This is a genomic window from Qipengyuania nanhaisediminis (genome assembly GCF_900115585.1).
GTDB lineage: Bacteria > Pseudomonadota > Alphaproteobacteria > Sphingomonadales > Sphingomonadaceae > Qipengyuania > Qipengyuania nanhaisediminis.
The window spans coordinates 339,853-363,848 of record NZ_FOWZ01000003.1 but is presented as its reverse complement, the minus strand read 5'-3'; the positions used below and the strand labels follow the sequence as shown (position 1 = coordinate 363,848).

The 23,996-nt window shown below is 62.1% G+C and carries 18 protein-coding genes and 2 tRNA genes; 13 read left to right on the top strand and 7 right to left on the bottom strand.

All coding sequences use genetic code 11. From position 1 onward, the window contains the following. Position 1: 1 nt before the first annotated feature. Positions 2-466 (bottom strand): Lrp/AsnC family transcriptional regulator, encoded by a 465-nt coding sequence (locus BM173_RS10565; protein ID WP_090481207.1) that lies wholly within the window; start codon positions 464-466, stop codon positions 2-4. 221 nt (positions 467-687) lie between these two features. On the opposite strand from BM173_RS10565, the gene BM173_RS10560 reads away from it, so the two are divergent. From BM173_RS10560 to BM173_RS10540, 5 genes are all read left to right on the top strand, one after another. Continuing rightward, complete coding sequence (locus tag BM173_RS10560) at positions 688-2,451, top strand: histidine kinase dimerization/phospho-acceptor domain-containing protein (RefSeq protein WP_090481204.1); 1,764 nt, start codon at positions 688-690, stop codon at positions 2,449-2,451. A 47-nt stretch (positions 2,452-2,498) separates the two neighbouring features. Beyond that, complete coding sequence (locus BM173_RS10555; protein WP_090481617.1) at positions 2,499-3,500, top strand: polysaccharide deacetylase family protein; 1,002 nt, start codon at positions 2,499-2,501, stop codon at positions 3,498-3,500. Positions 3,501-3,560: 60 nt separating this feature from the next. Further along, a tRNA-Ile gene (locus BM173_RS10550) sits at positions 3,561-3,637 on the top strand. Between the two features lie 33 nt (positions 3,638-3,670). Next, positions 3,671-3,747 (top strand) — tRNA-Pro (locus BM173_RS10545). A gap of 31 nt (positions 3,748-3,778) precedes the next feature. Further along, complete coding sequence (locus BM173_RS10540; protein ID WP_090481200.1) at positions 3,779-5,125, top strand: MATE family efflux transporter; 1,347 nt, start codon at positions 3,779-3,781, stop codon at positions 5,123-5,125. Here the strand turns inward: BM173_RS10540 and BM173_RS10535 are convergent, their stop codons facing one another. The 3 genes from BM173_RS10535 to BM173_RS10525 form a co-directional block, all read right to left on the bottom strand. Continuing rightward, positions 5,126-6,337 (bottom strand): GGDEF domain-containing protein, encoded by a 1,212-nt coding sequence (locus BM173_RS10535; protein WP_090481197.1) that lies wholly within the window; start codon positions 6,335-6,337, stop codon positions 5,126-5,128. It abuts the gene before it with no gap. Between the two features lie 102 nt (positions 6,338-6,439). Beyond that, on the bottom strand, positions 6,440-7,789 hold the full coding sequence (locus BM173_RS10530; protein WP_090481195.1) for a M20/M25/M40 family metallo-hydrolase: 1,350 nt from the start codon (positions 7,787-7,789) through the stop codon (positions 6,440-6,442). Positions 7,790-7,867: 78 nt separating this feature from the next. Further along, a complete protein-coding gene (locus BM173_RS10525; protein ID WP_090481192.1) occupies positions 7,868-9,043 on the bottom strand; it encodes a glycosyltransferase family 4 protein in 1,176 nt (391 codons plus the stop codon). A gap of 123 nt (positions 9,044-9,166) precedes the next feature. Here BM173_RS10525 and ettA point away from each other — a divergent pair, with 123 nt between their 5' ends. The 3 genes from ettA to BM173_RS10510 all read left to right on the top strand — a co-directional run bounded on the left by ettA (position 9,167) and on the right by BM173_RS10510 (position 13,284). Continuing rightward, positions 9,167-10,840, top strand: coding sequence for an energy-dependent translational throttle protein EttA (gene ettA, locus BM173_RS10520; protein ID WP_090481189.1), 1,674 nt, complete (start codon positions 9,167-9,169; stop codon positions 10,838-10,840). Positions 10,841-10,889: 49 nt separating this feature from the next. Then, on the top strand, positions 10,890-12,698 hold the full coding sequence (locus BM173_RS10515; protein WP_090481186.1) for a sensor domain-containing diguanylate cyclase: 1,809 nt from the start codon (positions 10,890-10,892) through the stop codon (positions 12,696-12,698). Between the two features lie 148 nt (positions 12,699-12,846). Beyond that, on the top strand, positions 12,847-13,284 hold the full coding sequence (locus BM173_RS10510) for an FKBP-type peptidyl-prolyl cis-trans isomerase (RefSeq protein ID WP_090481182.1): 438 nt from the start codon (positions 12,847-12,849) through the stop codon (positions 13,282-13,284). 102 nt (positions 13,285-13,386) lie between these two features. On the opposite strand, the gene BM173_RS10505 is transcribed toward BM173_RS10510, so the two are convergent. Next, on the bottom strand, positions 13,387-13,956 hold the full coding sequence (locus tag BM173_RS10505; protein ID WP_245755855.1) for a pyridoxamine 5'-phosphate oxidase family protein: 570 nt from the start codon (positions 13,954-13,956) through the stop codon (positions 13,387-13,389). Positions 13,957-14,140: 184 nt separating this feature from the next. Between BM173_RS10505 and BM173_RS10500 the strand changes: the two genes are divergently transcribed. Then, the gene (locus BM173_RS10500) at positions 14,141-15,190 is read left to right on the top strand and encodes an RcnB family protein (RefSeq protein WP_245755854.1); all 1,050 of its coding nucleotides are present in this window, start codon (positions 14,141-14,143) and stop codon (positions 15,188-15,190) included. Between the two features lie 83 nt (positions 15,191-15,273). Here the strand turns inward: BM173_RS10500 and BM173_RS10495 are convergent, their stop codons facing one another. Further along, positions 15,274-15,825: a cytochrome b gene (locus BM173_RS10495; protein WP_090481609.1), complete on the bottom strand. Its 552-nt coding sequence runs from the start codon at positions 15,823-15,825 to the stop codon at positions 15,274-15,276. Between the two features lie 106 nt (positions 15,826-15,931). On the opposite strand from BM173_RS10495, the gene BM173_RS10490 reads away from it, so the two are divergent. Further along, positions 15,932-16,600 (top strand): prolyl hydroxylase family protein, encoded by a 669-nt coding sequence (locus BM173_RS10490; RefSeq protein WP_090481180.1) that lies wholly within the window; start codon positions 15,932-15,934, stop codon positions 16,598-16,600. Positions 16,601-16,604: 4 nt separating this feature from the next. Here BM173_RS10490 and BM173_RS10485 read toward each other — a convergent pair whose 3' ends face one another. Further along, positions 16,605-18,233: a lysine--tRNA ligase gene (locus BM173_RS10485; RefSeq protein WP_090481177.1), complete on the bottom strand. Its 1,629-nt coding sequence runs from the start codon at positions 18,231-18,233 to the stop codon at positions 16,605-16,607. Between the two features lie 454 nt (positions 18,234-18,687). On the opposite strand from BM173_RS10485, the gene BM173_RS10480 reads away from it, so the two are divergent. From BM173_RS10480 to BM173_RS10470, 3 genes are all read left to right on the top strand, one after another. Further along, positions 18,688-20,619, top strand: coding sequence for a putative bifunctional diguanylate cyclase/phosphodiesterase (locus tag BM173_RS10480; RefSeq protein ID WP_177201870.1), 1,932 nt, complete (start codon positions 18,688-18,690; stop codon positions 20,617-20,619). A 102-nt stretch (positions 20,620-20,721) separates the two neighbouring features. After that, positions 20,722-23,463, top strand: coding sequence for an ATP-dependent DNA helicase (locus tag BM173_RS10475; protein WP_090481172.1), 2,742 nt, complete (start codon positions 20,722-20,724; stop codon positions 23,461-23,463). Continuing rightward, positions 23,460-23,987 (top strand): SixA phosphatase family protein, encoded by a 528-nt coding sequence (locus BM173_RS10470; protein ID WP_090481169.1) that lies wholly within the window; start codon positions 23,460-23,462, stop codon positions 23,985-23,987. Before BM173_RS10475 ends, BM173_RS10470 begins: the two co-directional genes overlap by 4 nt. The last annotated feature ends 9 nt before the right edge of the window (positions 23,988-23,996 follow it).

Sequence of the window (23,996 nt, the reverse complement as noted above, 5' to 3'; positions counted from 1 at the left end):
ATCAGCCGAGCGGGACGCCCGGTTCGCTCTTCGAAGTGCGAATGGTCAGCGAGGTCTTCACGCTGGCCACATTGGGCGCAGGCGTCAGCTTGCTGGTCAGGAATTCCTGGAAGCTCTGCAAGTCCCTGCTGACAATCTTGATGATAAAGTCGATCTCGCCGTTCAGCATATGAACTTCGCGCACTTCGGGCAGATCCATCATCGCCGCTTCGAATTCGCGCAGCGCGTCTTCGGCCTGGCTCTTCAGGCTGACCATGGCGAAAACCGTGATCGAAAAGCCCAGCTTCGACGGGTCGAGTTCGGCATGATAGCCGCGAATGACTCCGTCCTCTTCCAATGCGCGCACACGGCGCAGGCACGGGGGCGCGGTCAGGCCGACGCGATGAGCCAGTTCGACATTGGTGATTCTGCCTTCGTCCTGCAGTTCGGAGAGCAGACGACGATCGATTTCGTCGAGATTGGCCATGCGAGTCCTCGATAATTTGATGCGCCATAAAGACGCTGCGCGCTTAAGAAATGTTGAAAAGGCGCAAGCATCGTATTGGCTAACATTATTATCTTTGCCAGCAATCGTCCCGCTTTGCAACGTGTCGGAAACATCTCGTTCATCACGTTTGTTGGAGCGATAGAAGGGACGCGCGCGTAATGGTTATTCGCCTGCAAACCACCTAAGCTTCCGGAGCTTCGATGCATTTTGACGACCGCCTTGCTACTGTGCTGCGCAATCGCGCGGGCGGGGAGCGTGCGGCCAAAACGCAGTTCCGGCAGCTGATCGACCTTCTCGGCGAACGCCCGCAGGCAGGCGACAAGGCCCTTAAAGCAGCAGCTTACCTGCGATTGATCGCATTGGGCGAGATGATCCCCGTCGCCGATAGGGCAGCGATCGTGGGCGAGAACGGCTGGCGTTTCCGCAATCCGGAACTGGTCAAATGGTTCGGCGAGGCGCACCCGCACATCGCTGCAGCAGCGCTTTACCGCGCGAATCTCAAGGGCGAGGAATGGGAGGAAATCATCCCCCGCCTGCCGATCCGTGCGCGCGGTTTCCTGCGCCACCGGCGCGATCTTCCCGTTGCGGCAGAGCGCGTTCTCGATGCCCTTGGCGTATCGGACCGCGCGCTTCCGCAGCCCATACTCGAGCAGTTGGGTGAAGAGGCGGCCATGCCCCCTCCCCCGGTCGAAGAACCCCAAGTCACGCCGGAAGAAATTTTCGAAGAGCCTGCGCCCCTGTCGCTCGGCACGCTCGAAACGCCCGAAGCTCCTGCCGACGCAAAGCCTGCGCCGCAAGATCGGCCGATCGAGCCCGGAAAGGACGGCATTCGCGCGCTCGTCGACCGGATCGAGGCCTTCCAGAAGGTGCGCAGTGAAAGGGTGCTGGACGAAGACAATCCGCGCCTTCCGCTGGGCGAGAAGGACGCAGCACCGCATGCAAGGCCGCTCGACCAGTTCGTGTTCGGCAGCGACACCGACGGACGGATCGACTGGGCCGAAAGCGGCATTGCGCAGATGGTCGTCGGTATCGATATCGCCCATGCAGCCGAAGAGCCGGATCAGGCGACGCGCGCCTTGCGGATGCGACAGCCCCTGTCAGGCCTCGCAATACACCTGAGAGGCGCAGCCCGGATAGAAGGCGACTGGATCGTCGATGCGACCCCGCGCTTCACCCGCTCGGAAGGACGCTTCTACGGTTACGTAGGCCGCTTCCGCCGCGCCGTTTCGCAGGTCGAGGACCGGCGCGAGGCGGAGGCTGATCGCCTGCGCCAGCTGCTCCACGAACTGCGCACACCGGTCAACGCAATGCAGGGTTATGCGGAGATCATCCAGCAGCAGGTAATCGGTCCCGTCCCGCACGAATACCGCGCCATTGCCGCGACGATTGCTGGCGATGCCGCACACATCCTCGCCGGGTTCGAGGAACTGGACCGGCTGGCCAAGCTGGAGACCGGGTCGCTCGAACTGGAGGCAGGAAATGCCGATTTCGCGGCGATTGCGCGCAAGCAGGTGGCGCAGCTGCAACCTGTACTGAGCCCGCGCGTCGCCCGCTTCGATACCGATCTCGGCGAAGGACGCGCGCCGATCTCCTTGTCGGAGTCCGAAGCCGAACGCCTGGCGTGGCGACTGCTCGCTACGCTTGCCGGAACGCTGTCTGCAGGAGAAGCCGTGGCAATCAAGATGGAAACCGGTGCGGAGCAGGTTGAGTTTGCCCTTAGCCTGCCCTCCGGCCTGAAGTCGGCCGAGGACATCTTTTCAGTCGAAACCCGTGCCAATTCCGGCGCGCTTAGTGCCGGTATATTCGGGGCGGGCTTCTCACTTCGCCTTGCCCGCGCCGAAGTCCGTGCTGCGGGCGGCGAATTGGTCAGGCTGGATGACGCACTGGTTCTGAGCCTCCCGCTCTTGACCGGGGTAGAGAGCCTGCCTAGCCCTGAAGGGCAGCCGGACAACGCAACCGGTTGAGCTTGGGTAACGGCCCCCTGGACCAGAAGCAGCTTGGGGAAGCACATTTGTCCGACCGCAGCCTTCTCGACCCTCCGCCGCCGGGCCTGAGGGCGCGGTTCAAGCCCGGTTTCGATAGACGCGCGCTCCTGACGATAGATACCGAGGAAGAGTTCGACTGGTCGAAGCCCTTCACGCCCAGCGGCCACAAAGTCGACCACCTCATGAGGATCGGCAAGTTCCAGGAATTCTGTGAAGGCATGGGCGTGGTCCCTGTCTACCTCGTGGACTGGCCTGTCGTCAGTTCCGACTTGGCGAAAGAGGTGTTTCCTCCGCTGGTGGCGAACGGTCGCGCCGAAATCGGCGTCCAGCTGCATCCTTGGGTGAACCCGCCCCAGCGCGAAACGGTCAATGCTCGCAACAGCTATGCGGGGAACTTGCCTCCCGATCTAGAGCGGGAGAAATTCGACAATCTGGTGGACGCGATCGAGCAGAATTTGGGGGTCTCACCGCTGATATATCGTGCCGGGCGATACGGTGTCGGTTCGGAGACGGCGGCCATCCTGAAAGGGCGTGGTATCGCCATCGACACTTCCGTTCGCCCGCATCATGACTATTCCGACGATGGCGGTCCCGATTTCACCCGGCATCCCGACTATCCCTATTGGACAGACGAGCAACGCAACCTGCTCGAGATCCCGCTGACGACTTGTTACTGGGGAATGCTGCGAAAGCAGGGCGCGATGCTTCAGCCGCTCATTCGCAAGTTTCCCGGCCTTGGTGGAGCCTTGGCCAAGACCGGCATGCTTGAACGCATCCCGCTCACTCCTGAAGGCACAACAAGCGAAGAAGCGATCCGATGCATCGATATCGCGCTCGATGATGGCTTCGAACTGCTTGTGATAAGCTTGCACAGCCCGTCCCTGGTGCCCGGCCACACGCCCTATGTGCGCTGCGAAGACGATCTGGACGCGCTTTATGGCTGGATGCGTGCCGTTTATGGCTATTTCTCCCTGCGCGGTGTCAAACCGACAAGCGTCGGTGAAATCATGCACCAGGTTGAGGTTTGAGCGCTTGCGCTTGACGAATGGCGCGTCTAGGCGGCGCATTCGTCTGACCACAGATGACAGGGGCCTGTAGCTCAGTTGGTTAGAGCTGGCCGCTCATAACGGCTAGGTCGCGGGTTCGAGTCCTGCCGGGCCCACCAGTGGTTTGTGTCGTCAGTCGGGATTGCCAGTGTCGGGGAGTAGCGCAGCCTGGTAGCGCATCTGTTTTGGGAACAGAGGGTCGCAGGTTCGAATCCTGTCTCCCCGACCAGCAATCCAGTTCAACGCAGGAGGAAAGCCGGATGACCGCCGCCCGACCTGCACCTATCGACAAACGTGCAATCTGGGCCATCGCTCTGCCCGCCATGGTCACCAATGTGGCCACGGCACTGATCGGCATCGGCGATATGTGGATCGTCGGGCAATTGGGTGATGCGCCGACGCAGGGCGCAGTCGATGTCGGTGCGCGGCTGTTTGCGGTGCTCTTCACCGTGATGAACTTCCTCAAGACCGGCACCACGGGGTTGGTCGCACAGGAAGGCACGCGGGCGGGCAAGGACGCGCAGGTTGCCATGGTGGTACGCGGTCTCGCCGTGGGTCTGGTCATTGCCGCCATCCTGCTAATCGCCAAGCCAGTTTTGCTGCCCACCGCACTAGGCCTGTTGGGGGCTTCGGGCGAAGTGCTCGAAGCTGCGCGGGTCTATGCCGAGATACGCTATTGGTCCGCCCCTGCAGTCATGGCGAACCTCGCCCTGATCGGCTTCATGGTGGGTCGCCGCCAGATGACCGCGGTGCTGGTATTCGAAGTCGCCTACAATCTCACGAACATCGCGCTCGGCCTCTGGTTCGTGCTCGGCCTCGACTGGGGTATCGCGGGGATCGGTTGGTCGAGCCTGATTGCCGAATATGCAAAGCTGGTAGCGGTGGGCCTGTTCCTGGCGCGTGGCGATTTCCTGGCCCGGCTGAAAAGGTGCCTGGCGGAAAAGGGCACCTTGGGATGGAGTGCGCTCAAACCGTTCCTCTCGGTGAACAGGGACCTCTTCCTGCGCACCGTGGTACTGACAATTGCCCTTGCTGCGCTGACCCGCTTGTCGGCTGAACGCGGCGCAGTCGTACTTGCCGCCAATGGCATTCTCTACCAGATGTTCATTTTCACCGCCCTTCTCCTCGACGGCTTCGAAAATGCAGCACAAGTGCTCAACGGGGAACGAGCAGGAGCACGGGATCGCAAAGGCTTCAGCGCCTATCTCGGCGCCATCCTGCTCAGAGGCATTGCCGCTGCTGCACTGGTCGCGGCGTTGTTCGCCATGTTTGCCGACCCCGTGCTTGCAAGTTTCGCCGCGACTACGGCTGTCGAGATTGTGGCGCAGGATCTCGGGATTTGGCTGATCATCATCCCCTTTGCAGGGGTCGCCAGCTTCATTCTGGACGGAATATACGTAGGCGCGAGTTGGACCAGGGCACTGCTTCTCACAATGGTTGGGGCAGCAGCGGTTTTCGCGCTCTCCCTATGGCTGACATGGCCACTGGGATCTCATGGCTTGTGGCTGTCCTTCACCCTCTTCCTGATCGCGCGCACCCTTCTGCAACTGGGTGCGATCCCGATGCTGCTGGACCGCGAATTTGGCGGTCCCGGCGAGGATGACTGATTAGGAGTTTGCCGCCTTCGGCCAGCTGGCTTTGGGAGCGACGGAAGCGATAAGGGATGTTTCACCCGATCTTTCGTCACGAATTGATCGGTTCCGGCCGCCCTGCTTGGCTGCATATAGCGCTGCGTCACTGCGCGCGAACAGCTTGCCATAGCCCTCGCCTTCGGCGCGCCCTGCAATACCGAAACTCGCGGTTAGGCGATGGTCCTCGGGCATGCCTTCGATTGCACTTGCACCAAAGCGATTGCGAACGCGTTCTGCCAGTGCGACTGCCGCATTCCCATCGCAGTTCCAGGCAAGAATACAGAATTCTTCGCCCCCGATGCGCCCTGCAATATCGGTATCGCGAATTGTATTGCGCACGACCTCGCCAAACCGGGCGATGGCACGGTCACCTGTCTGGTGCCCGTAGATGTCGTTCACGGCCTTGAAGTGATCGATATCGGCCACGACCAGCGATACCGGGACGCCTTCCTGCTTGGCCCGTTCGAGATAGGCGATAACGTCCTGTTCGAAGGCGCGGCGCGTGCGCAAGCCGGTGAGAAGGTCGAGTTCGGCGCGCTCTCTTACGGCAGCGATCTGGTCGTAGATGCAAGCAGCCACCAGTACCATCGCAGCCAGCAATGAAAGCAGCGCAAGCGAGAGGTTGAGCACAGAATAGTAGAGCGATTCACGATAGGCCGCTGCCGGAATGCTGCCTTCGATCAGCAGCGTCAGCAACGGTCGGATCAGGAATTGCGCGGCCAGCAGCGCCTGCATGCCGATGACGATCTTGTCGATCGTATCGCGGCGATGCGCATTCAGCAGCGACATGACCGCGACCACGTACATGACGCCATATCCCATGTTCACGATGATGAGCCGTGACGTCAGGTCGTCGGAGAGCAGGATAGCCAGCGCCAGCGTTCCTGCCGACAGCGCGTAGATAATCAGCAATACGCCGAGGTGGGGCGGCTGGTCGACGCGGCGCGCCACGCCCCAAATCCCTGATGCCGTGCTCAGCGTGTAAAAGAACTGGGTTGTGTGGAAGACATACGGCGAACCGGTGTCGAACAGGTGCGTGACACCGAAACCAATCGCGAAGAAAGCATAGGCTGCGGCAAACGCGAGCACGTAATTGCCCAGCGTCCCGCGCTTCCACAAGAGGAGGAAGCCGACACTGAACATCACCGCCATGGTCGGCGTGATCATCCCGATGATTTGTTCGCGCATCCCCGCCCTGTCTTGTTGAACTTTTGCGTTAGCCTCGAAAGGTTAACCACCCGTTGAGACTTTGCCCAAGATCTCGAAGTTACGGGTATTTACGCTTGGCAGCTATTCTTCGCTATCCCGCACGATCGGAGCGCTGCGATTGGCCAGGATACCGACAACGGCGGTCCAGACAGCCACGTTTTGCCGCAACTGGGCCGGGTCGATCTTGTCCAGTGTATCATCTGCGGTGTGGTGCAGGTCGAAATAGCGCGTTCCGTCCTGCTGGAGGTCGATCAGCGCTCCGCCCTGCTCGCGCACGAGATTGAGATCGGCACCGCCGGTGGCGACGATGCGCGTCGGGGCTACTCCGAAACGCGCGACTGCACCCGCAAGTTCGCGGTAGAGATCGGGATCGCTCGCGGTAAAGTTGGTCTCTATCCGCCAGATGCGGTCTGCGCCGAAATCGCTTTCGAGCCCGACATAGACCGGCTCGTCGGAATGTGCTTCGGCATAAGCGGCGCTACCCCACAGCCCCGTCTCCTCGGCCCCTGCGAAAAGGACACGAACGGTGCGCAGGGGCTGTCCCTGCGCAGCGACGTGCTTCGCAGCGGCAGCGATGATCCCGCAGCCTGCACCATCGTCGATTGCGCCGGTTCCAAGATCCCAGCTGTCGAGATGGCATGCCAGCAATACCGGCTCGAGCGAAGGATCGCTGCCGACTATCTCGCCTACGACATTGCCGCTTTTCGTCATGCCAAGGTCGCGCGGGGTCAGGATAAGCTTCATGCGCACTTCGCCCCCGCGCGCAAAAAGCCGCTCCAGATTGTCGGCATCGGGGTTGGACAGCGCACCTGCCGGGATCGGCTGGATGCCTTCTGTAAAAGTCGTCGTTCCGGTGTGCGGAACACGGTGACTGTCTGTGCCGACCGAGCGGATCACGGTTGCCACTGCACCCTTGCTCGCCGCCATGGAGGGGGCCATCCAGCGCGCCGGGCCCGCGAACCCATAGCTGGAGCCGTCCTGCGTCTGGCGCATATCATGGCTGACAAAGGCGATCTTGCCGTCGAGGCTACCTGCATCGGCTGCCACAAGGTCGGCATAGGTCGGGAAATAGACGACCTCGGCCTCGATCCCCTCCGATCCGGTCGAGCTTGTGGTCGACAGCGCGGTGATCGCCATGGGCTGCGTTGCCGGGGCGACGACCCAGGCCATCTCCTGTCCGCGCACCCATGTTTCCATCTCGAACGGTTCATCCGCGACGTTGGAAAAGCCATTGCGCCGCAGCCAGTCCATCGCCCAGACACGCCCGCGCGCTTCGGCATCGGTGCCCGGCATGCGCGGACCAACTTCGGTGGTGATCCCTTCCACGAAATCCCAGGCGATGGTGTCGCCAGCCAACGCTTCGTCGGCGCGATCGGCATGTGCGGGAGTGGCGAGAATGAGGGCGGCGAGCGCAAGCAGCTGTTTTTTCATGCCGCGCTGCCTAGCAAAAGACACCGGTCTGCCAAGCGCAGATGGCTGCTTGGCTGTTCGTAACCTGGAGGAGCCGCATTAGCTCGTCGACATCTCGTCCCAGAAATCGAGGGCGTTGCTGGCGCCGTCGCTGTCGGGATCGAACAACGCTTCCACGGCATCTGCAAAGCGTTCCACATCGCCCATGTGCGCCCGGGCAGCAGTCGCGTCGGAATAGCGCTGCCACGCTTGTTCGCTCTGCGACAGGGCCAGCATGGCGCGGGCGATCCCTTCGACCGATTGAGGCTCGACAACGTAACCGGTGACGCCGTTGCGGACCAAGGCGTCGCGCGCGCCGACAGGCGTCGACACGATGGCCGGAACCCCAAATGCCGCCGCTTCATTGACCACCAGGCCCCACTGCTCCTCGGTGCTGACAAGGCATAGCGCCAGCGCTCCTGCCATCTGGCGAGAAACTTCCTCGGCGCGCAAAAAGCCGGTGAACTCGACCCCCTCTCCCGCCTGTTCGCGCAAAACACTGGCCAGCTCTCCGTCTCCAGCCAGCACCAGCCTGCGCGCGGCTGGCCCTGCCAGTTCGCGATAGCGCGCGTAGCCTGCGAGCAGCACGGGCAGGTTCTTCTTCTCCACGAAGCGACCGACATAGAGGAAATGTCGATCCGACCACTTCGCGTCGGCGCCGGCGCCTTGCGCGCGGATCCGCTCGATGCCCACGCTGTCGTATCCGGGAAGGATCGGCTTGTCGCCAAAGCCGAGGAAGCGCAGGTATTCGCGCTGGCGCAGACCGCCGACGATGGCGGCGCGATAACAGGACAGCAGCCTCGCCTTGGCCTGCTCGCGCGGCAAGCTGCGTGGGAAATCGTCGAACTTGCTTTCGGTCATCATGACGCAGCGCGTGCCGGCAGCTTTCAGGCGCCAGGACAGGGCGATGATGTCGCGCTCCGAATAGGGTACGCCGATGCATACCATATCCGCTTCGCCGACCAGCTTCATGGCGGCCCGGTAGCGGGCGAGATGGCCGACGTCGTCATAGGACTTGCCGGGGAATAGCGTAACATGCCGCGCGTGCTCGAACCCCGTTGCAGGCTCCCACGCATAAGTTCGGCTGGTGGTCGCAGATTCGACCGCGATCACCTCCGCCCGCCCGGCCAGCCTGCGCCCAGCGGCTTCGACCCGGTCGACATGGAACGCGCCATATTGAGCGAAGAGGATCGCCACTTGCGGCAAGGCCGGACTGTCTGCGCGCGCGTCGGTCATCACGGTCCTTTCGCTATGCCAGGCGCGGGACGATTGCCAGACCCGGCTTGCCCCCGGCCACAGCTATGACTATCTGGCGCCCAACTTCCCGTTCCGAACAGATCAGACCCAAGGATTCGCCCGATGGCCGCGCAGTACGCCTTCGTAATGAAGGACATGACCAAGACTTTCCCCGGTGCTCAGAAGCCGGTGCTCAGCAATATCAACCTGCAGTTCTATCAGGGTGCCAAGATCGGCATCGTGGGTCCGAACGGCGCGGGTAAGTCGACGCTGATCAAGATCATGGCCGGCATCGACACCGATTTCACCGGCGAGGCATGGCCGGGCGAGAACATCACTGTCGGCTATCTGGAACAGGAGCCGGAACTCGACGAGAGCAAGACCGTGCTCGAAAACGTCAAGGACGGCGCGCGCGAAATCGCCGACATGGTCGAACGCTTCAATGCGATCGGCATGGAAATGGCGGAAGAAGACGCCGATTTCGATGCACTCAGCACCGAGATGGCCGAACTGCAGGACAAGATTGATGCGGTCGACGGCTGGACGCTGGACAACCAGCTCGAAGTCGCGATGGAAGCTCTGCGCTGCCCTCCGGGCGACTGGCCCGTCACCGATCTTTCGGGCGGTGAGAAGCGCCGCGTCGCGCTCACCCGCCTGCTGATCCAGAAGCCTTCCATCCTGCTGCTGGACGAACCGACCAACCACCTCGACGCCGAGAGCGTCCAGTGGCTTGAAAACCACCTCAAAGAATATGCGGGTGCGGTGCTGATGATCACCCACGATCGCTACTTCCTCGACAATGTGGTGGAGTGGATCCTCGAGCTCGACCGTGGTTCCTACTATCCGTACGAAGGCAATTACTCGACCTATCTCGATAAGAAGGCCAAGCGTCTCGAGCAGGAGAGCCGCGAGGAAAGCGGTCGCCAGAAGGCCCTTTCGCGCGAACTCGAATGGATCAGGCAGACGCCCAGCGCGCGCCAGACCAAGTCGAAGGCCCGTGTCCGCAAGTTCGAACAGCTCCAGGAAGAGCAGCAGAACCGCAAGCCGGGCAAGGCACAGATCGTGATCCAGGTGCCGGAGCGTCTCGGCGGCAAGGTGATCGAGGCCAAGAACATCTCCAAGGCTTACGGCGACAAGCTGCTTTTCGAAAACCTGTCCTTCATGCTGCCCCCCGGCGGCATCGTTGGCGTGATCGGTCCGAACGGCGCGGGCAAGTCCACGCTGTTCAAGATCCTAACCGGCAAGGAAGAGCCCGATAGCGGCACGGTGGAGATCGGTTCGACCGTCCACCTCGGCTATGTCGACCAGAGCCGCGATCACCTGAACCCGAAGAACAACGTCTGGGAAGAGATTTCGGACGGCCTCGACTACATGAAGGTCAACGGTCACGACACCTCGACCCGTGCTTATGTCGGGGCATTCAACTTCAAGGGTGCTGACCAGCAGAAGAACGTCGGCAAGCTGTCGGGCGGTGAACGCAACCGCGTCCACATGGCTAAGATGCTGAAGGAGGGAGGCAACGTCCTCCTACTGGACGAACCGACCAACGACCTCGACGTGGAAACGCTGGGCGCATTGGAAGAGGCGATCGAGAACTTCGCCGGTTGCGCCGTGGTAATCTCGCACGACCGCTTCTTCCTCGACCGTCTGGCCACCCACATCCTCGCTTTCGAAGGTAATAGCCATGTCGAGTGGTTCGAAGGCAATTTCGAAGCTTACGAAGAAGACAAGCGCCGACGCCTCGGTGATGCGGCGGACCGCCCGAGCCGGGTAAGCTACAAGAAGCTGACACGTTAAGCTTGGCGAAACAGTCGATCGGCCAGACGGCCTTCTAGGGGGGGTAATCTTGAACCGATCGACTGCAAACCGGAGCGAGACGTTTGTCTGGCCGCTGGCCTACAGCCTGGCCTGGCTCATTTGCGCATACATCGCGCTCGAGCTGACGCAGGGTGAAGACGGTATTGCGGCCGTTTGGCCGTCGAGCGGCATTTTTGTGGCATCGCTGCTGCACTTGCGCGGTCAAGGCCGCGTTGCGGTGACGATCGGCGTCGGTATCGCAAGCCTCGTGGCGAACTACGTGACAGGCGTGTCGCTCCTCGCGTGTTTTGGCTACACGGTGGCCAACCTGGCAGAAGGTTGGCTGGTCTTCTACCTGATGGGCGGAGAGAACAATCGCGGCAAACTGCTTGCGCGGCCGCTCAATCTTCTCCGCTTTGCCGGATCCGCGATTATCGTGAGCATTCTGAGCGCAGGGGTTGCAGGCATCCTCAGCGCCAATTTCGACTTCGAGTTCCTGATATCCTGGGCGACCACGGTGGGCCTCGGCATGCTGATCGTTGCGCCCTTCATCCTCTTCCTTGTGCAAAGCGACGAGGGTCGCAGGCGCCTCGCCAGCATACGCACGGTCTGGGCCCTTATGCTGGTCGCTGTCGCTTCGCTGGTTGCTTTCGGGCAGTCCGAAGTGCCGCTGCTGTTCCTGCCGGTGCTCGCCATTTCGATCGCAACGGCCGCCCTCGGCCTGAGCGGCGCCGCGCTATCCCTGCTTGTTGTGGCGGTTATCGGATCGATCCTGACGGTTTACGACCTCGGTCCGGTCAGCGGCTATTTCGAACTGCAGGGCCAAAAGGTGCTGTTCCTGCAGGTGTATTTCCTCGGCCTGCTGGTTTCCGCGCTGCCGGTCGCGCTCATGCTTACCCAGCGCCAGAACGACCTCGTCAATCTTTCGAGAAGCAATCGCTTTCTGACCGCCGCGGAAAAAGCCGCCAAGGTTGGACACTGGCGGTACGCGCCAGCTGAGGGGCCGGTATACCTCTCTCCCGAAACGCGCAGGATGGTCGGGTCCGACGCCCAGCCCCATACCGTCGCCGATATTGCAGAGCTGTTCCAGGACAGCGACCGCAAACGGGTTTCACACATCTTGGTACAGGCACTCTCAACCGGCGTGCCCTTCGCATTCGAGGCACGCATTGCAGGCCCTTACGGGGAGGTTTTCGACACCGAATGCCGCGGCGAGGTCGAATGGTCCGACGACCCTGAGAAGATCTCGATATTCGGCACGATGATGGACATTACGGAGCGCGCAAACACGATGCGTGCGCTTGCCGATGCGCGTGCCCATGCCGAACGCAAGGCAGAAGAGCACCAGGCCCTTGCGGAGACCGACCATCTCACCGGAATCGCAAACCGGCGCAAGATCCTTGCAGTGCTGGAGAAAACGGTCCTCGACGCCCGCGGAACCGGAGACAAGGTCGCCGTCGCCATTGTGGATGTCGACCATTTCAAGTCGGTCAACGATCGCTTCGGTCACGAAGCAGGGGACCGGACCCTGCAAGTGATCGCGAAGATCCTGTCCGAACGCTTCGACGATGTCGGCGTCGTAGGGCGTTTGGGCGGGGAGGAGTTCCTTGTCGTCGCCCGCGGAGCGAGCGCCAGCGAACTGGACCAGCGCTGCACGGCCTTGCGCGATTTCCTTTGTGCCTATGCTTGGCCGGTCAAGGACCTGAAGGACGTGACGCTCAGCATTGGCATTGCCGAACTGGCCGACGGCTCGAGCGAAACCGAGATCCTCAATGCCGCGGACAAGGCGCTCTATTTCGCGAAGCGCGGAGGCCGCAATCGCTCGGTCATATTCGAAGGAAATCTGGTTAGGGTCTGACCCGGGACATCTTGTCGCTTATCATCCGGGCAGGATTTGACTCGGCCCCTTCCCATTTGACAAAAGCCCCCCCCGAGGCGCCCGACACGCGGGTGCCGTTCCCGACGGCGCACTTCATGCGCTGCGAACACGAATTTCAAGGATATCCATGACTACTCCCAGCAACGGCGACACCGTAACCATCGACTACGTCCTCAAGCGGGGTGACGGACAGGAAGTCGGCAATACCGCCCAGGTCGGCCCCCAGCAGGTCCAGATCGGCAGCGGTCAGATCTTCCCGCAGATCGAAGAAGCGCTGACCGGCATGGAGGTCGGTGACGAAAAGTCGGTCGCCATCCCGTGCGACAAGGCATTCGGTCCGCGCCGCGATGAACTGGTGATCGACATTCCACGCGCCAACCTGCCGCCCGAACCGGCTCCGCAGCCGGGAATGCAGCTCAATGCTCAGTCTCCCGACGGCCAGCCGATGACTCTCTTCATCGTGGAAGTTGGCGACGAGAGCGTGAAAGCGGACGGCAATCACCCGCTGGCAGGCGAAGACATCACTTTCGATCTCACCCTGCGCGAAATCCAGCAGGCAGCCTGACGAACTGATCTAATCGGGGCTGGCCGGTCGCTGCGCGCAACGCGAGATCGGCCGCCCCTCACCAAATCTCTTGCGAGCATCGCTCCTGCTAGCTTGCAATTGCTACGGCGTGATCCAGGAGGCTGTGTCGCGACCGATCAGCGCGCGGCGATGTCCCTCGTTGGAGAGCCAGTACCAGTCGGCCTCCTCTACCTTGACCACCAGGACGGCGAAGTGCTCACGCGCCGGGACGAGTTGCTCGTCTGTCGGCTGGATGCCTTCCGCCCAATCGGGGAGCCCGCTTGAAGGTTCGGCGCGCGTCTCACCGGGAGGTGCGCCAAGATAACAGCGTCTCGCAAAATTGCTGCTCTCGTTCCACGCCACGTCTGCCAGCGCAGATCGCGTTTCGATCCGCCCTGTACCGCGCACCCTTATCTGTACCTTTTCCTCCGGATCATAGAACAGGACCGCCATCGGGGCGCCATCGCCGATGACCGCCGTCTTGGGTGACCGCGCGTCCGTATGAAAACGCAGGGTCCAGTCGTCGCAGTCGAACTCCCTCAGGATCATGATCCGGGCATCGGCATCGTGCGTAACCACGACCGGAGAATGCATCGGAGATTTCCGGCTGGACGCGGCAATGCAGAAGCGGTCGGCAATATCGGCGCGAACCTTGTCGAGATCATCGTACATGATGCTCCCAACGCACGTATCGGCGCTTTGTGTCAAATGTCATTGTTCAGATTCTTCGCCCTCAACATTAACGCAAGCATGACAGGCCGGTTCAGTTTCGCGTCAGGCCGTTCTGATACAAAGCAATACATCGACATTGGAGCCGCGGGTGGTGGAGCGGCTTTTGAGCAAGAAGGAACGCTCCATGACTCTTACGAAGCTGATGAAAGGCAGCGCGCTCGGTGCCCTCGCAATCGCGATGGCGACCGCGGTGCTTCCGGCCCAGGCCGAAGCCGCAACCGCAGCCGACCAACAACGCGCTGAACGCGACCGGGGCGACCGACAGGAACGCCGCGACAATCGCCGCCAGGAACGCCGCAGCGAACGTCGCCAGGAAAGGCGTAGCGAACGCCGTGAAGCACGCAACGACCGGGGCAGCGAACGCCGCGAGGCGCGTGCGCAGGTCCGCCGTGAAGCTCCGCAACGCCAGGCACGCCCGCAGCAACGCGCAGAACGTCCGCAACCGGTTGCTCGCAACCAGGAGCGCCGTGGCCGCGAATGGAACCGCTCGGACCGCCGCTCCAACACTGCGCAGGTGCGCTCGGGCCGCGATTGGAACCGCAGCGAACGCCGCGACGCCAACCGCACCATTCGTCGCGAGGACGTACGTGACGCACGCCGGGCGGACCGTCGGGCCGATCGTCGCGAGGAGCGCCGCATCGACCGTCGCCAGGATCGCCGTGAAGACCGCCGCGCGGATCGCCGGGAAAATTACCGTGACGCCTATCGTGAAGGTCGTCGGGATGAACGCCGCAGGGACAATCGCGAAGATCGCCGCATTCGCCGCGATGGATACCGCGATGGTTATCGGGACGCGCGTCGCAGCGATCACCGCGAAAGCCGCAAGCGTCACTGGGACGGACGCCGCTGGCATCACTACAACACGTGGAACCGCTACGACTGGCGGAACAACCACCGCTACAACTGGCACGACTACCGTAAGCGGTACCGCAGCATTTTTCGCCTTGGCCGCTACTACGCGCCCTATCGCGATTACCGCTATCGCCGCCTGAGCATCGGTTTCTACATCGGAGACCTGTTCTTCGGCAGCCGCTACTGGATCAATGATCCCTGGCGTTATCGCCTGCCGGAAGTCTACGGCCCCTATCGCTGGGTCCGGTATTACGACGACGTGCTGCTGGTCGACACCTACAGCGGCGAAGTGGTCGACGTGATTTACGACTTCTTCTGGTAAGCCTTCAGGCTCCTGCCCGAAGGGAAGAGAGTGGCCTTTCGGGCACGATACCCCCGCCGAGCGATCGGCGGGGGTTTTTCGTGTTATCCGGGTACCTTGCCGAAGGGGAGCATCCGGAAGATGCCACCGTTCTTGTCGAAGAAGGTGTGCTTCAGCCCGCCCAGAATATGCAGTCCGATCAGGTAGATCATCACCGATCCACCAGTCGCGTGGAGATTGAAGATCGCCTTGCCCGCATCCGGATTTTCTCCCACCGGCAGCGCGGGAAGCGTGAATATCCCGAACACGTCGACCCCGCTCCCGAAATAGGAGCTTCCCAGCCAGCCGCCGATCGGCAGGCCAATAAGCATGACGTAGAAAATGACATGCGTGGTGCGAGCAAGGATACGCTCCCAAGTCGCCACGCCATCGAGGGCCGGAACCGGATGCGTAAATCGCCAAGCCAGCCTTGCGAGGCTGAGAATCAGGATCACGATGCCCAGTCCCTTGTGATTGGCAAAAATCGCGGCTTTCTCTGCATCGCCCGCATGCTCGGCTGCTTCCGCCAGCCTCCAGTTCACGATGACCGCTATTGCGATGACCCAGTGAAAGAGCATTGCGACCAGCGAGTAACGCTTGGCATTCTTGGTGGCCATTTCCATCCGGCTTCTCCCCTCAATCGGTGCGCGAAACTATAGGTTTGGCATTGAAGCACAAGATGCCATCTTGCGAGCCGCGCGGTGATCGCTAACAATCGCAGCGATGACAAAGACAGCGACAATTCCCGACCAGGATGCCCTCAAGCGTATAGGTGCCAAGGTGCGCCAGCGCCTCGAGGCGGATCCGGAAATCTACAAGGTCCCCACGGACAAGGCAGAGATTTTCGCCGTGCCGAACTTCCTCTCACCCGAGGAGTGCCGCCGCTTCATCACCATGATCGACGTGGTCGCAAGGCCGAGCGAACTTCACGAGACGGCCTATATCGAGAAGTTCCGCACATCCTATTCGGGCAATTTCGACCCGCGCGATCCCTTCGTCAAAGGCATCTCGCGCCGCATCGACGACCTTCTCGGCATGAACTCGATCACCGGCGAAGCGATCCAGGGCCAGCGCTACCTGCCGGGGCAGGAGTTCAAGCCGCACAACGACTGGTTCTACACCGACCAGGAATACTGGAAGCTGGAACGCAAGCGCGGTGGCCAGAGGTGCTGGACGGCCATGGCCTTCCTCAACAGGGTCGAAGAGGGCGGACACACCCACTTCACCGAAGTCGGTGCATCGATCGAACCCAAGCCCGGCGTGCTCCTGGTGTGGAACAACGCCACGCCGGACGGCGCGCCGAACGAGGGCACGATGCATGCGGGGACACCGGTCATCAAGGGTGCCAAATACGTGCTGACCAAGTGGTACCGCACGCGCAAGCACGTCTGAGGCGTCAGCCGCGCGCCAGCGCCTCGGCGATCAGCTTGCGGCTGTTCTCGATCCCGTAAAGCGCGATGAAGCTGCCCATGCGCGGCCCTTGGTCGCTGCCGAGCAGCGTCTGGTAAAGCGCCTTGAACCAGTCACGTAGGTTCTCGAAGCCGTATTCCTCGCGCTTGCCGATCTCGTAAACCTGCGTCTGCAAATCCTCTGCGCTGGCATCGGCCGGCGCTTCGGCAAGGTAGGCATCGAGTGCGCGCAATGCCTCGGCCTCGTTCGCGGCAGGCGCGCGCTTCGACAGGGTCGGCACGATGTAGTCGCGCGTATAGGCGACCGCAGTCCCGATCAGCACGTCGAGCTCCGGCGTGATCCGCTCGGCCCCGATATAGCTGGCCAAATAGTCACGCAGCGATTCCTCGCTCGCCTCCGCCCCAAGCACGCTGGCGAGGTTGAGCAGCAGGCCGTAGGTCACCGGCAGGCTGTCGCCGGCGCCCGGAGCCTCGCTGCCCTCGAACCCGCCATTGGCGCGCGCAAGGTGCCACACTGGATTGCCAAGCTGCTTGTCGAGCTCCTGCTCCGCCAGCCGCTCGCGGAACTGCCAGTAATCGTCGACCGCGCGCGGGATCACGCCCACGTGCAGCTGCTTGGCGCTCTTGGGATTGGGGAAGATGTAGAAGCCGAGGCTCTCCTCGCTGCCATATTGCAGCCATTTTTCGATCGACAGGCCGTTGCCCTTTGACTTGGAGATCTTCTCGCCGTTCTGGTCGAGGAACATCTCGTAAATGAGGCCCTCCGGCTTGCGCCCGCCGAGAACCTTCACGATCTTGCCCGACTGGACGCCGCTGTCGGTCAGGTCCTTGCCATACATCTCGTAATCGACGCCGAGCGCATACCAGCGCATCGCCCAGTCGACCTTCCATTGCAGCTTGGACATGCCGCCGAGCGCGGATTGCTCGACCACGGTGCCGTCCTCGTCGGTGAAGCGGATGGTGCCCGCCTCGGCATCGACCACCTCTACCGGAACCTGCAGCACGCGGCCCGTCGACGGACTGATTGGCAGGATCGGCGAATAAGTCTTGCGCCGCTCTTCGCGCAGCGTCGGCAGCATGATGTCGAGGATGTTCTGGTTCTTGCGCAGGACCTGCCGCAGCGCATCGTCGAAGCGGCCGGAGTTGTACATGTCGTTCGCGGCGATGAATTCGTACTGGAAGCCGAAACGGTCCAAGAATTCGCGCAGCTTGGCGTTGTTATGTGCGGCGAAGCTTTCGTGCCCCTTCTCGAACGGGTCGGGCACACGGGAAAGCGGCAGATGCAGGTTCGCTTCGAGCAGCGCCTGGTTGGGCACATTGTCGGGCACCTTGCGCAGGCCGTCCATGTCATCGGAAAAGGCAACGAGGCGCGTCTTGCCGTCTTCGGGCTTCGCACCGATCATCGCTTCGAAGGCGCGGCGCACCAGCGTGGTGCGCAGGACTTCCTGGAAGGTGCCGATATGCGGCAGGCCGCTGGGGCCATAGCCGGTTTCGAACAGCACGGGGCTGCCATCGGGCTTGGTGCCATCGGGATAGCGTTTGAGCAGCCGCTGCGCCTCCTGGAACGGCCAGGCCTTGGACACACGTGCGGCGGTGATCAGATCGTTCATGCTCATGCCAATCCCTCTTGCCGCTCGCCGTTCCTGTTGCAAGTGCGAAGTGTTGGAGCGCGCCCCGCCAGGTCCGACAGAGTGGAACACATGGAACACTGTCCTGGGAAAGAAAACGCACAGTGCGCACCATAGCCGGATGCTATGTGAAGTTCGGTCAGCGGAGAAGCGTGGTCCATAGGTCGGACAATAGGTAGACGGTTCGATGTAGGACAGGCCTCCCGCCCGATAGGTAAAGAACGGCGGGCTCGGCGATCAAATCACTAATTTGATGATATCAATTTCAAAGTAGATGTGAGACCAGATTCGCGAGCACTACTCAGTCGATGACCCTATTAAGTAATTAGAAAATTTTTCTAGTTAACATGGGTGCATGAAGGCGCTGCGAACCCGATCGGGCTTCTGGTCCAAAAAGCTCAGCGAAGCTACCGAGTGCGAGGTTGACCGCGCGCACCGCCTGATGACGTACGCGGAAGAATTCGAAGATCGCTGGTACTGGGAAACAGATACCGAAGGCCGTCTCACTTATCTTTCCGCCAACGTTTCCGAACAGATCGAAATGTTCGGCATCAAGACAGTAGGCGAACCCATCGCGAATGTATTCAGTCTCGATCAGAGCGAGTTCGAACTAACCAGGTCACTTAAATTCCATATCGTATCGCGCACGGCATTCTCGAATTATCCGGTTCGCGGCATCAAGAGCCTGAGCGAAAGCTGGTGGTCTATGTCAGGCCGTCCCTGGTTCGATTCAGAGGGTCGGTTTGCAGGCTTCGTGGGTTCGGGAACCGATCTTACGAAAACACGCAAGCAGGAAGCCACGATCAGACGGCTTGCGGTCACCGATAGCCTGACCGGGCTTGCGAACCGCCAGCGCATGCAGGACCATCTCGATACGCTGATCAAGCTGTCGCGGAACAAGGAACCCGATTGCGCACTGATCATGCTCGATCTCGACGGTTTCAAGAACGTCAATGACACGCTGGGCCACCCTGTTGGCGATGCCTTGTTGATACAAGTAGCCAAGAGACTGGCCGAGGTAACCGGTGAAACAGGCGTTGTCGGACGCCTCGGAGGCGACGAGTTCCAGATCCTGATACCCAGCGATGCGGACGTCGAAACCCTGTCTACCTTGGCTGCCGGGATTATCGCTGGGGTCTCTTCGCCCTACACCATCGACGGTTCCACGATCACAGTTAGCTGTTCTGTCGGCATCGCACTCGCCGACAAGCAATCCGACGCCGAGACCCTCGTCAGGAACGCCGACATCGCGCTGTATGCCGCCAAGGACGGAGGCAGGGCGACCTATCGTTTCTTCGAAGATGAAATGCTGGCCAAGGCCAAGTGGCGCAAGGAATTGGAGGATGAACTGCGCACGGCCCTCGCGACCGATCAATTGTTCCTGGTCTATCAGCCGGTCGTAACGACGGATACCGAGAAGCTTGCCGGTTTCGAGGCCTTGCTGCGATGGTCGCATCCGACAAGGGGCTTCATCGGTCCGGCGGAGTTCATCCCGGTTGCCGAAGACAGCGGCCTGATCCAGCAAATCGGAGACTGGGTTCTTCGCACCGCCATCAATACTCTGGCTACATTGCCGACCGATTTGCGGATCGCCGTCAACGTATCGCCGATCCAGTTTTCCAATCCGGCCCTGCTGTCCATCCTCGCCAACGCCCTTGCCGAGAGTCAGATCGACCCCTCGCGCCTCGAATTGGAGATCACGGAAAGTGTCTTCCTGGAAGACGAAAGCAAGGCGCAGAAAACATTCAGGGCGCTCAAGGGTCTGGGCGTACGTTTGGCGCTCGACGATTTCGGGACTGGCTATTCGAGCCTGTCTTATCTCCAGCATACGCCATTCGATAAGATCAAGATCGACCAGAGCTTCGTACGCGGAGCGGTCGATCCGCGCAGCAGGAACTCTGCGATCATAGAATCGATTGTCGCGCTTTCGAAAGCTCTGGGCATGGAAACCACGGCAGAAGGCGTGGAACACCAGGACGAGATAGACCTTATCCGGACGCTGGGTTGCAGCCACATCCAGGGATATGTTTATGGCTCGGGTCTGGATCTCGCAGACCTGATGCCCGAACTCCAGGCCGGGCTACGCAAGATGGAACCCATCGGGCACAAGTGCAGCCGCAGTCCCCGCACGAACTGCCTGCGTACCGGCAGCATGACAGTAAACGAGGACAGCAAGCCGATACGCATCAGAAACCTTTCAAGCACCGGCGCCCTCATCGATCAGGTCGACTTCACCGAACAGATGATCGGTGTACGGATCATGGTAGAAGTGTTCCCCAACGAAATGCACAAAGCCGAAATCCGTTGGATCGGCGATCAGGAAGCAGGGATCCAGTTCATCGACCCGATTTCTCTTGATGATCTGGACCGCTGACGGCCTCGCCCGTTGGAGGCGCTTTGCGCCAATTGTGGGACAGGCTCGGTAATATCGGTTGGGCGCTTGCCCCGCGTTCCGTTTGTGTTCTAACGGCAGGGAGTGAGCGAGCCGCTGCCCCTCCCTGCCCTTCACGCCAGCCATGCCGGAACCTGGCTGCGCGATGCCAACGGCTCCACCCGTGGCTGCTCGAAGGGCGAGGCGGTGATGGCGGCAGCGGATACGCCGCTGCTGATGATGAACGCGCCGCTGGTGGCCAGCAGGCTGGGCTATCCCGACCTGTCCGGCCTCGACCTGCTGGAACTGTTCGCTTTCATCCATCCGGCCAAATTCTGCGTTCCCACGCCCAAGGGCCTTGCCGACGCGCTCGGCCTCGAAGAACCGGCAGACGACGCCGATGTGCCGGTGCTGTTGCAGAAGGCGGCTGGCGCCCTCGTGGCCACCTGCGAGAGCGACGACTGGGCCGAGCGCGAAGGCGCATGGTCGACGCTGCAATCCCTCGCCCGCTTGCGCTGGCCGTGGGCCAATGTCCTCGCCCCCCATGTGCGCAAGCCGGAAAAGGCGGAGAAGTGGCTCTTCACCAAGTTGCCGGAGTGGGAAGAAACCCCCGACCGGCCGCAACCTGCGCAGGTCCTGATCGACGAGCCGGAGATCGAGGCTCAGCTGGAACGCCTGACCGGCGAAGGCGCCGAACGGCGCGAGGGGCAGCGCCTTTTTTCGCGCGGCGCGGGTCACGTCTTCGGACCGCGTGATAAACAGAAACGGCCCCATGTGCTGCTGGCCCAGGCGGGCACCGGTATCGGCAAGACGCTGGGCTATCTCGCCCCGGCATCGCTGTGGGCGGAACGTTCCGGTGGCACGGTTTGGGTCAGCACCTATACCAAGAACCTCCAGCGCCAGTTGCGCCGCGAGAGCGCGCGCGCGTGGCCGGCAGCCCGACCCGATGGCTCGCCCCCCGTCGTCGTGCGCAAAGGGCGCGAGAATTACCTCTGCCTGCTCAACCTCGAAGACGCGCTGCAAGGAGGCTTCACCGGACGGCCCGCGATCCTGGCGCAGCTGGTGGCGCGCTGGGCGGCCTATACACAGGATGGCGACATGATCGGTGGGGACCTGCCCGGCTGGCTCGGCACCCTGTTCCGGAAGCGCGGGATTGCGGCGCTGACCGACCAGCGCGGCGAATGCGTCTATGCGGGCTGCCCTCATTACCGGAAGTGCTTCATCGAGCGGAGCGCCAGGAATGCAGCGCAGGCTGATCTCGTAATTGCCAACCACGCTCTCGTAATGGTCAATGCCGCACGCGGGCGCGATATCGCCAGCCGCCCGACCCGCATTGTGTTCGACGAGGGCCATCACGTTTTCGACGCTGCCGATTCCACCTTCTCCGCCGCACTGACGGGTCAGGAAGCCATCGAGCTGCGCCGCTGGATCATCGGACCCGAACGCAACTCGCGCGGAAGACGACGCGGGCTGGCAGCGCGCCTAGCCGACGTGGCGAGCTATGACGATGCGGGCGGCGAAGCGGTGGAAGCTGCGGTCGAGGCCGCGCAGGCCCTCCCCTCCGACGGATGGCTGGGACGGCTCGCGGAAGGAACGCCCTTCGGTCCGGTCGAAGCCCTGCTCGCACAGGTCCGGGCGACCACCTATGCGCGCGACGAGAGCGGGCAGGAGGCAGGCTACGGTATCGAGACCGAGACTGCACAGCTTCCCGGCGAGCTGGTCGAAGCTGCAGGGACCGCCGCGCAGGCTCTCGCCGCCATTCGCACCCCTTTGCTGAAGCTTGCCGGGCGGCTGGAAGCCGTGCTGGAGGACGCGCCCGACTGGCTCGACGGACAGGGCCGCGCGCGGATCGAGGGTGCACGTCATTCGCTCGCCTGGCGCATCGACCTGATCGCCGCGTGGGAAGCCTTGTTGTCGCGCCTCGGGGGGCCGGCAGATCCCGATTTCGTGGACTGGCTGGCCGTCGATCGCAACGACGCGCGCGAGTTCGATGTCGGGCTCTATCGCCACTGGCTCGATCCGATGAAGCCCTTCGCCCATACCGTGCTGGAGCCTGCGCATGGCGTCATGCTCACCAGCGCAACCCTGACCGACCGCGACGAGACCGGCGCGGACTGGCCGCATGCGATCGCCAAGAGCGGCGCACCGCATCTCGAACTGATGCCGAAGACCGCGCAATCGGAAAGCCCTTTCGACTACGCGTCCCGTGCCGAAGTCCTCATCGTCACCGACATCAAGCGCGGCGACATCCCCGCCCTCGCCGGAGCCTATGCCAGGCTGATCGAGGCGAGCGATGGCGGGGTGCTCGGCCTTTTTACCGCGATCCGGCGCATGCGCGCCGTCTACGGCCGGATTGCCGACCGCCTAGCGCGCGCGGGCCTGCCGCTCTACGCACAGCACGTCGATCCGATCGACACCGGCACACTGACCGACATTTTCCGCGACGATCCGCGTGCCAGCCTGCTCGGCACCGACGCCTTGCGCGACGGGGTCGACGTGCCGGGAGAATCGCTGCGCTGCGTGGTCATGGAAGCGGTGCCATGGCCCCGCCCGACCATCCTCCACCGTGCACGCCGGGCGGCGGCATCCGAACAGGAGGGCGGCGCCAAACGCTATGACGACCGCATCATCCGCGCGCGGTTGGCCCAGGCATTCGGCCGCCTGATCCGCAGCCGCGACGATGCCGGGCACTTCGTCGTCCTGTCCTCCGCCTTCCCCAGCAGGTTGCTGTCCGCCTTCCCGGATGGCACGCCTGTCATGCGCGTGACACTCGACGAGGCTTTACAGCGCGTGGCGAAGGGTGTTGGAGAGGTTGGGAACACCCCAGCGGAGAAACAAGACTCGTGAAGATCCTCGGCCTTTTGCGTCACGCCAAGTCCGACTGGGGGCAAAGCGACAAGCGCGATTTCGATCGAGGTCTGAATGAGCGTGGGCTCAAGGGGGCGCGGTTGATCGGGGAGCATATCCGCGACCACGGGGTGAAATGGGACCGGCTGGTCGCCAGCCCCGCCGAACGCGTCAAACTCACGCTGCAAGAAGCCGCCATCGGCCCGGAACCCGAATGGGACCGCCGCCTCTACCTCGCCTCCACCGAAACGATCTGCGAAGTGGCGAGCGAAATGGGCGGCGATGCCGATACGCTGCTGCTGGCCGGGCACAATCCGGGCTTCGGCGATATGGTCTTCGAACTGGTCGCGCCCAAGAACGAGAACGACCTTTTCGACGAAGCCAAGGTGAAATTCCCCACCGCCGCCTTCGCCGTATTTGAACTCGACATAGACGACTGGTCGGACCTGTCAGAGGGCTGCGGCAAGCTGGTCCACTTCGCCCGCCCCCGCGATCTCGATGCCGATCTCGGCCCGGAATATTAGAGCGTTCGG

Coding starts and splice junctions, on each gene's coding strand:
- BM173_RS10480 (WP_177201870.1), top strand. CDS start 18,688: ATGACGTACGCGGAAGAATTCGAAGATCGCTGGTACTGGGAAACAGAT.
- BM173_RS10485 (WP_090481177.1), bottom strand. CDS start 18,233: ATGAGCATGAACGATCTGATCACCGCCGCACGTGTGTCCAAGGCCTGG.
- BM173_RS10495 (WP_090481609.1), bottom strand. CDS start 15,825: ATGGCCACCAAGAATGCCAAGCGTTACTCGCTGGTCGCAATGCTCTTT.
- BM173_RS10500 (WP_245755854.1), top strand. CDS start 14,141: ATGACTCTTACGAAGCTGATGAAAGGCAGCGCGCTCGGTGCCCTCGCA.
- BM173_RS10540 (WP_090481200.1), top strand. CDS start 3,779: ATGACCGCCGCCCGACCTGCACCTATCGACAAACGTGCAATCTGGGCC.
- BM173_RS10565 (WP_090481207.1), bottom strand. CDS start 466: ATGGCCAATCTCGACGAAATCGATCGTCGTCTGCTCTCCGAACTGCAG.
- BM173_RS10560 (WP_090481204.1), top strand. CDS start 688: ATGCATTTTGACGACCGCCTTGCTACTGTGCTGCGCAATCGCGCGGGC.
- BM173_RS10525 (WP_090481192.1), bottom strand. CDS start 9,043: ATGACCGACGCGCGCGCAGACAGTCCGGCCTTGCCGCAAGTGGCGATC.
- ettA (WP_090481189.1), top strand. CDS start 9,167: ATGGCCGCGCAGTACGCCTTCGTAATGAAGGACATGACCAAGACTTTC.
- BM173_RS10510 (WP_090481182.1), top strand. CDS start 12,847: ATGACTACTCCCAGCAACGGCGACACCGTAACCATCGACTACGTCCTC.
- BM173_RS10490 (WP_090481180.1), top strand. CDS start 15,932: ATGACAAAGACAGCGACAATTCCCGACCAGGATGCCCTCAAGCGTATA.
- BM173_RS10535 (WP_090481197.1), bottom strand. CDS start 6,337: ATGCGCGAACAAATCATCGGGATGATCACGCCGACCATGGCGGTGATG.
- BM173_RS10530 (WP_090481195.1), bottom strand. CDS start 7,789: ATGAAAAAACAGCTGCTTGCGCTCGCCGCCCTCATTCTCGCCACTCCC.
- BM173_RS10505 (WP_245755855.1), bottom strand. CDS start 13,956: ATGTACGATGATCTCGACAAGGTTCGCGCCGATATTGCCGACCGCTTC.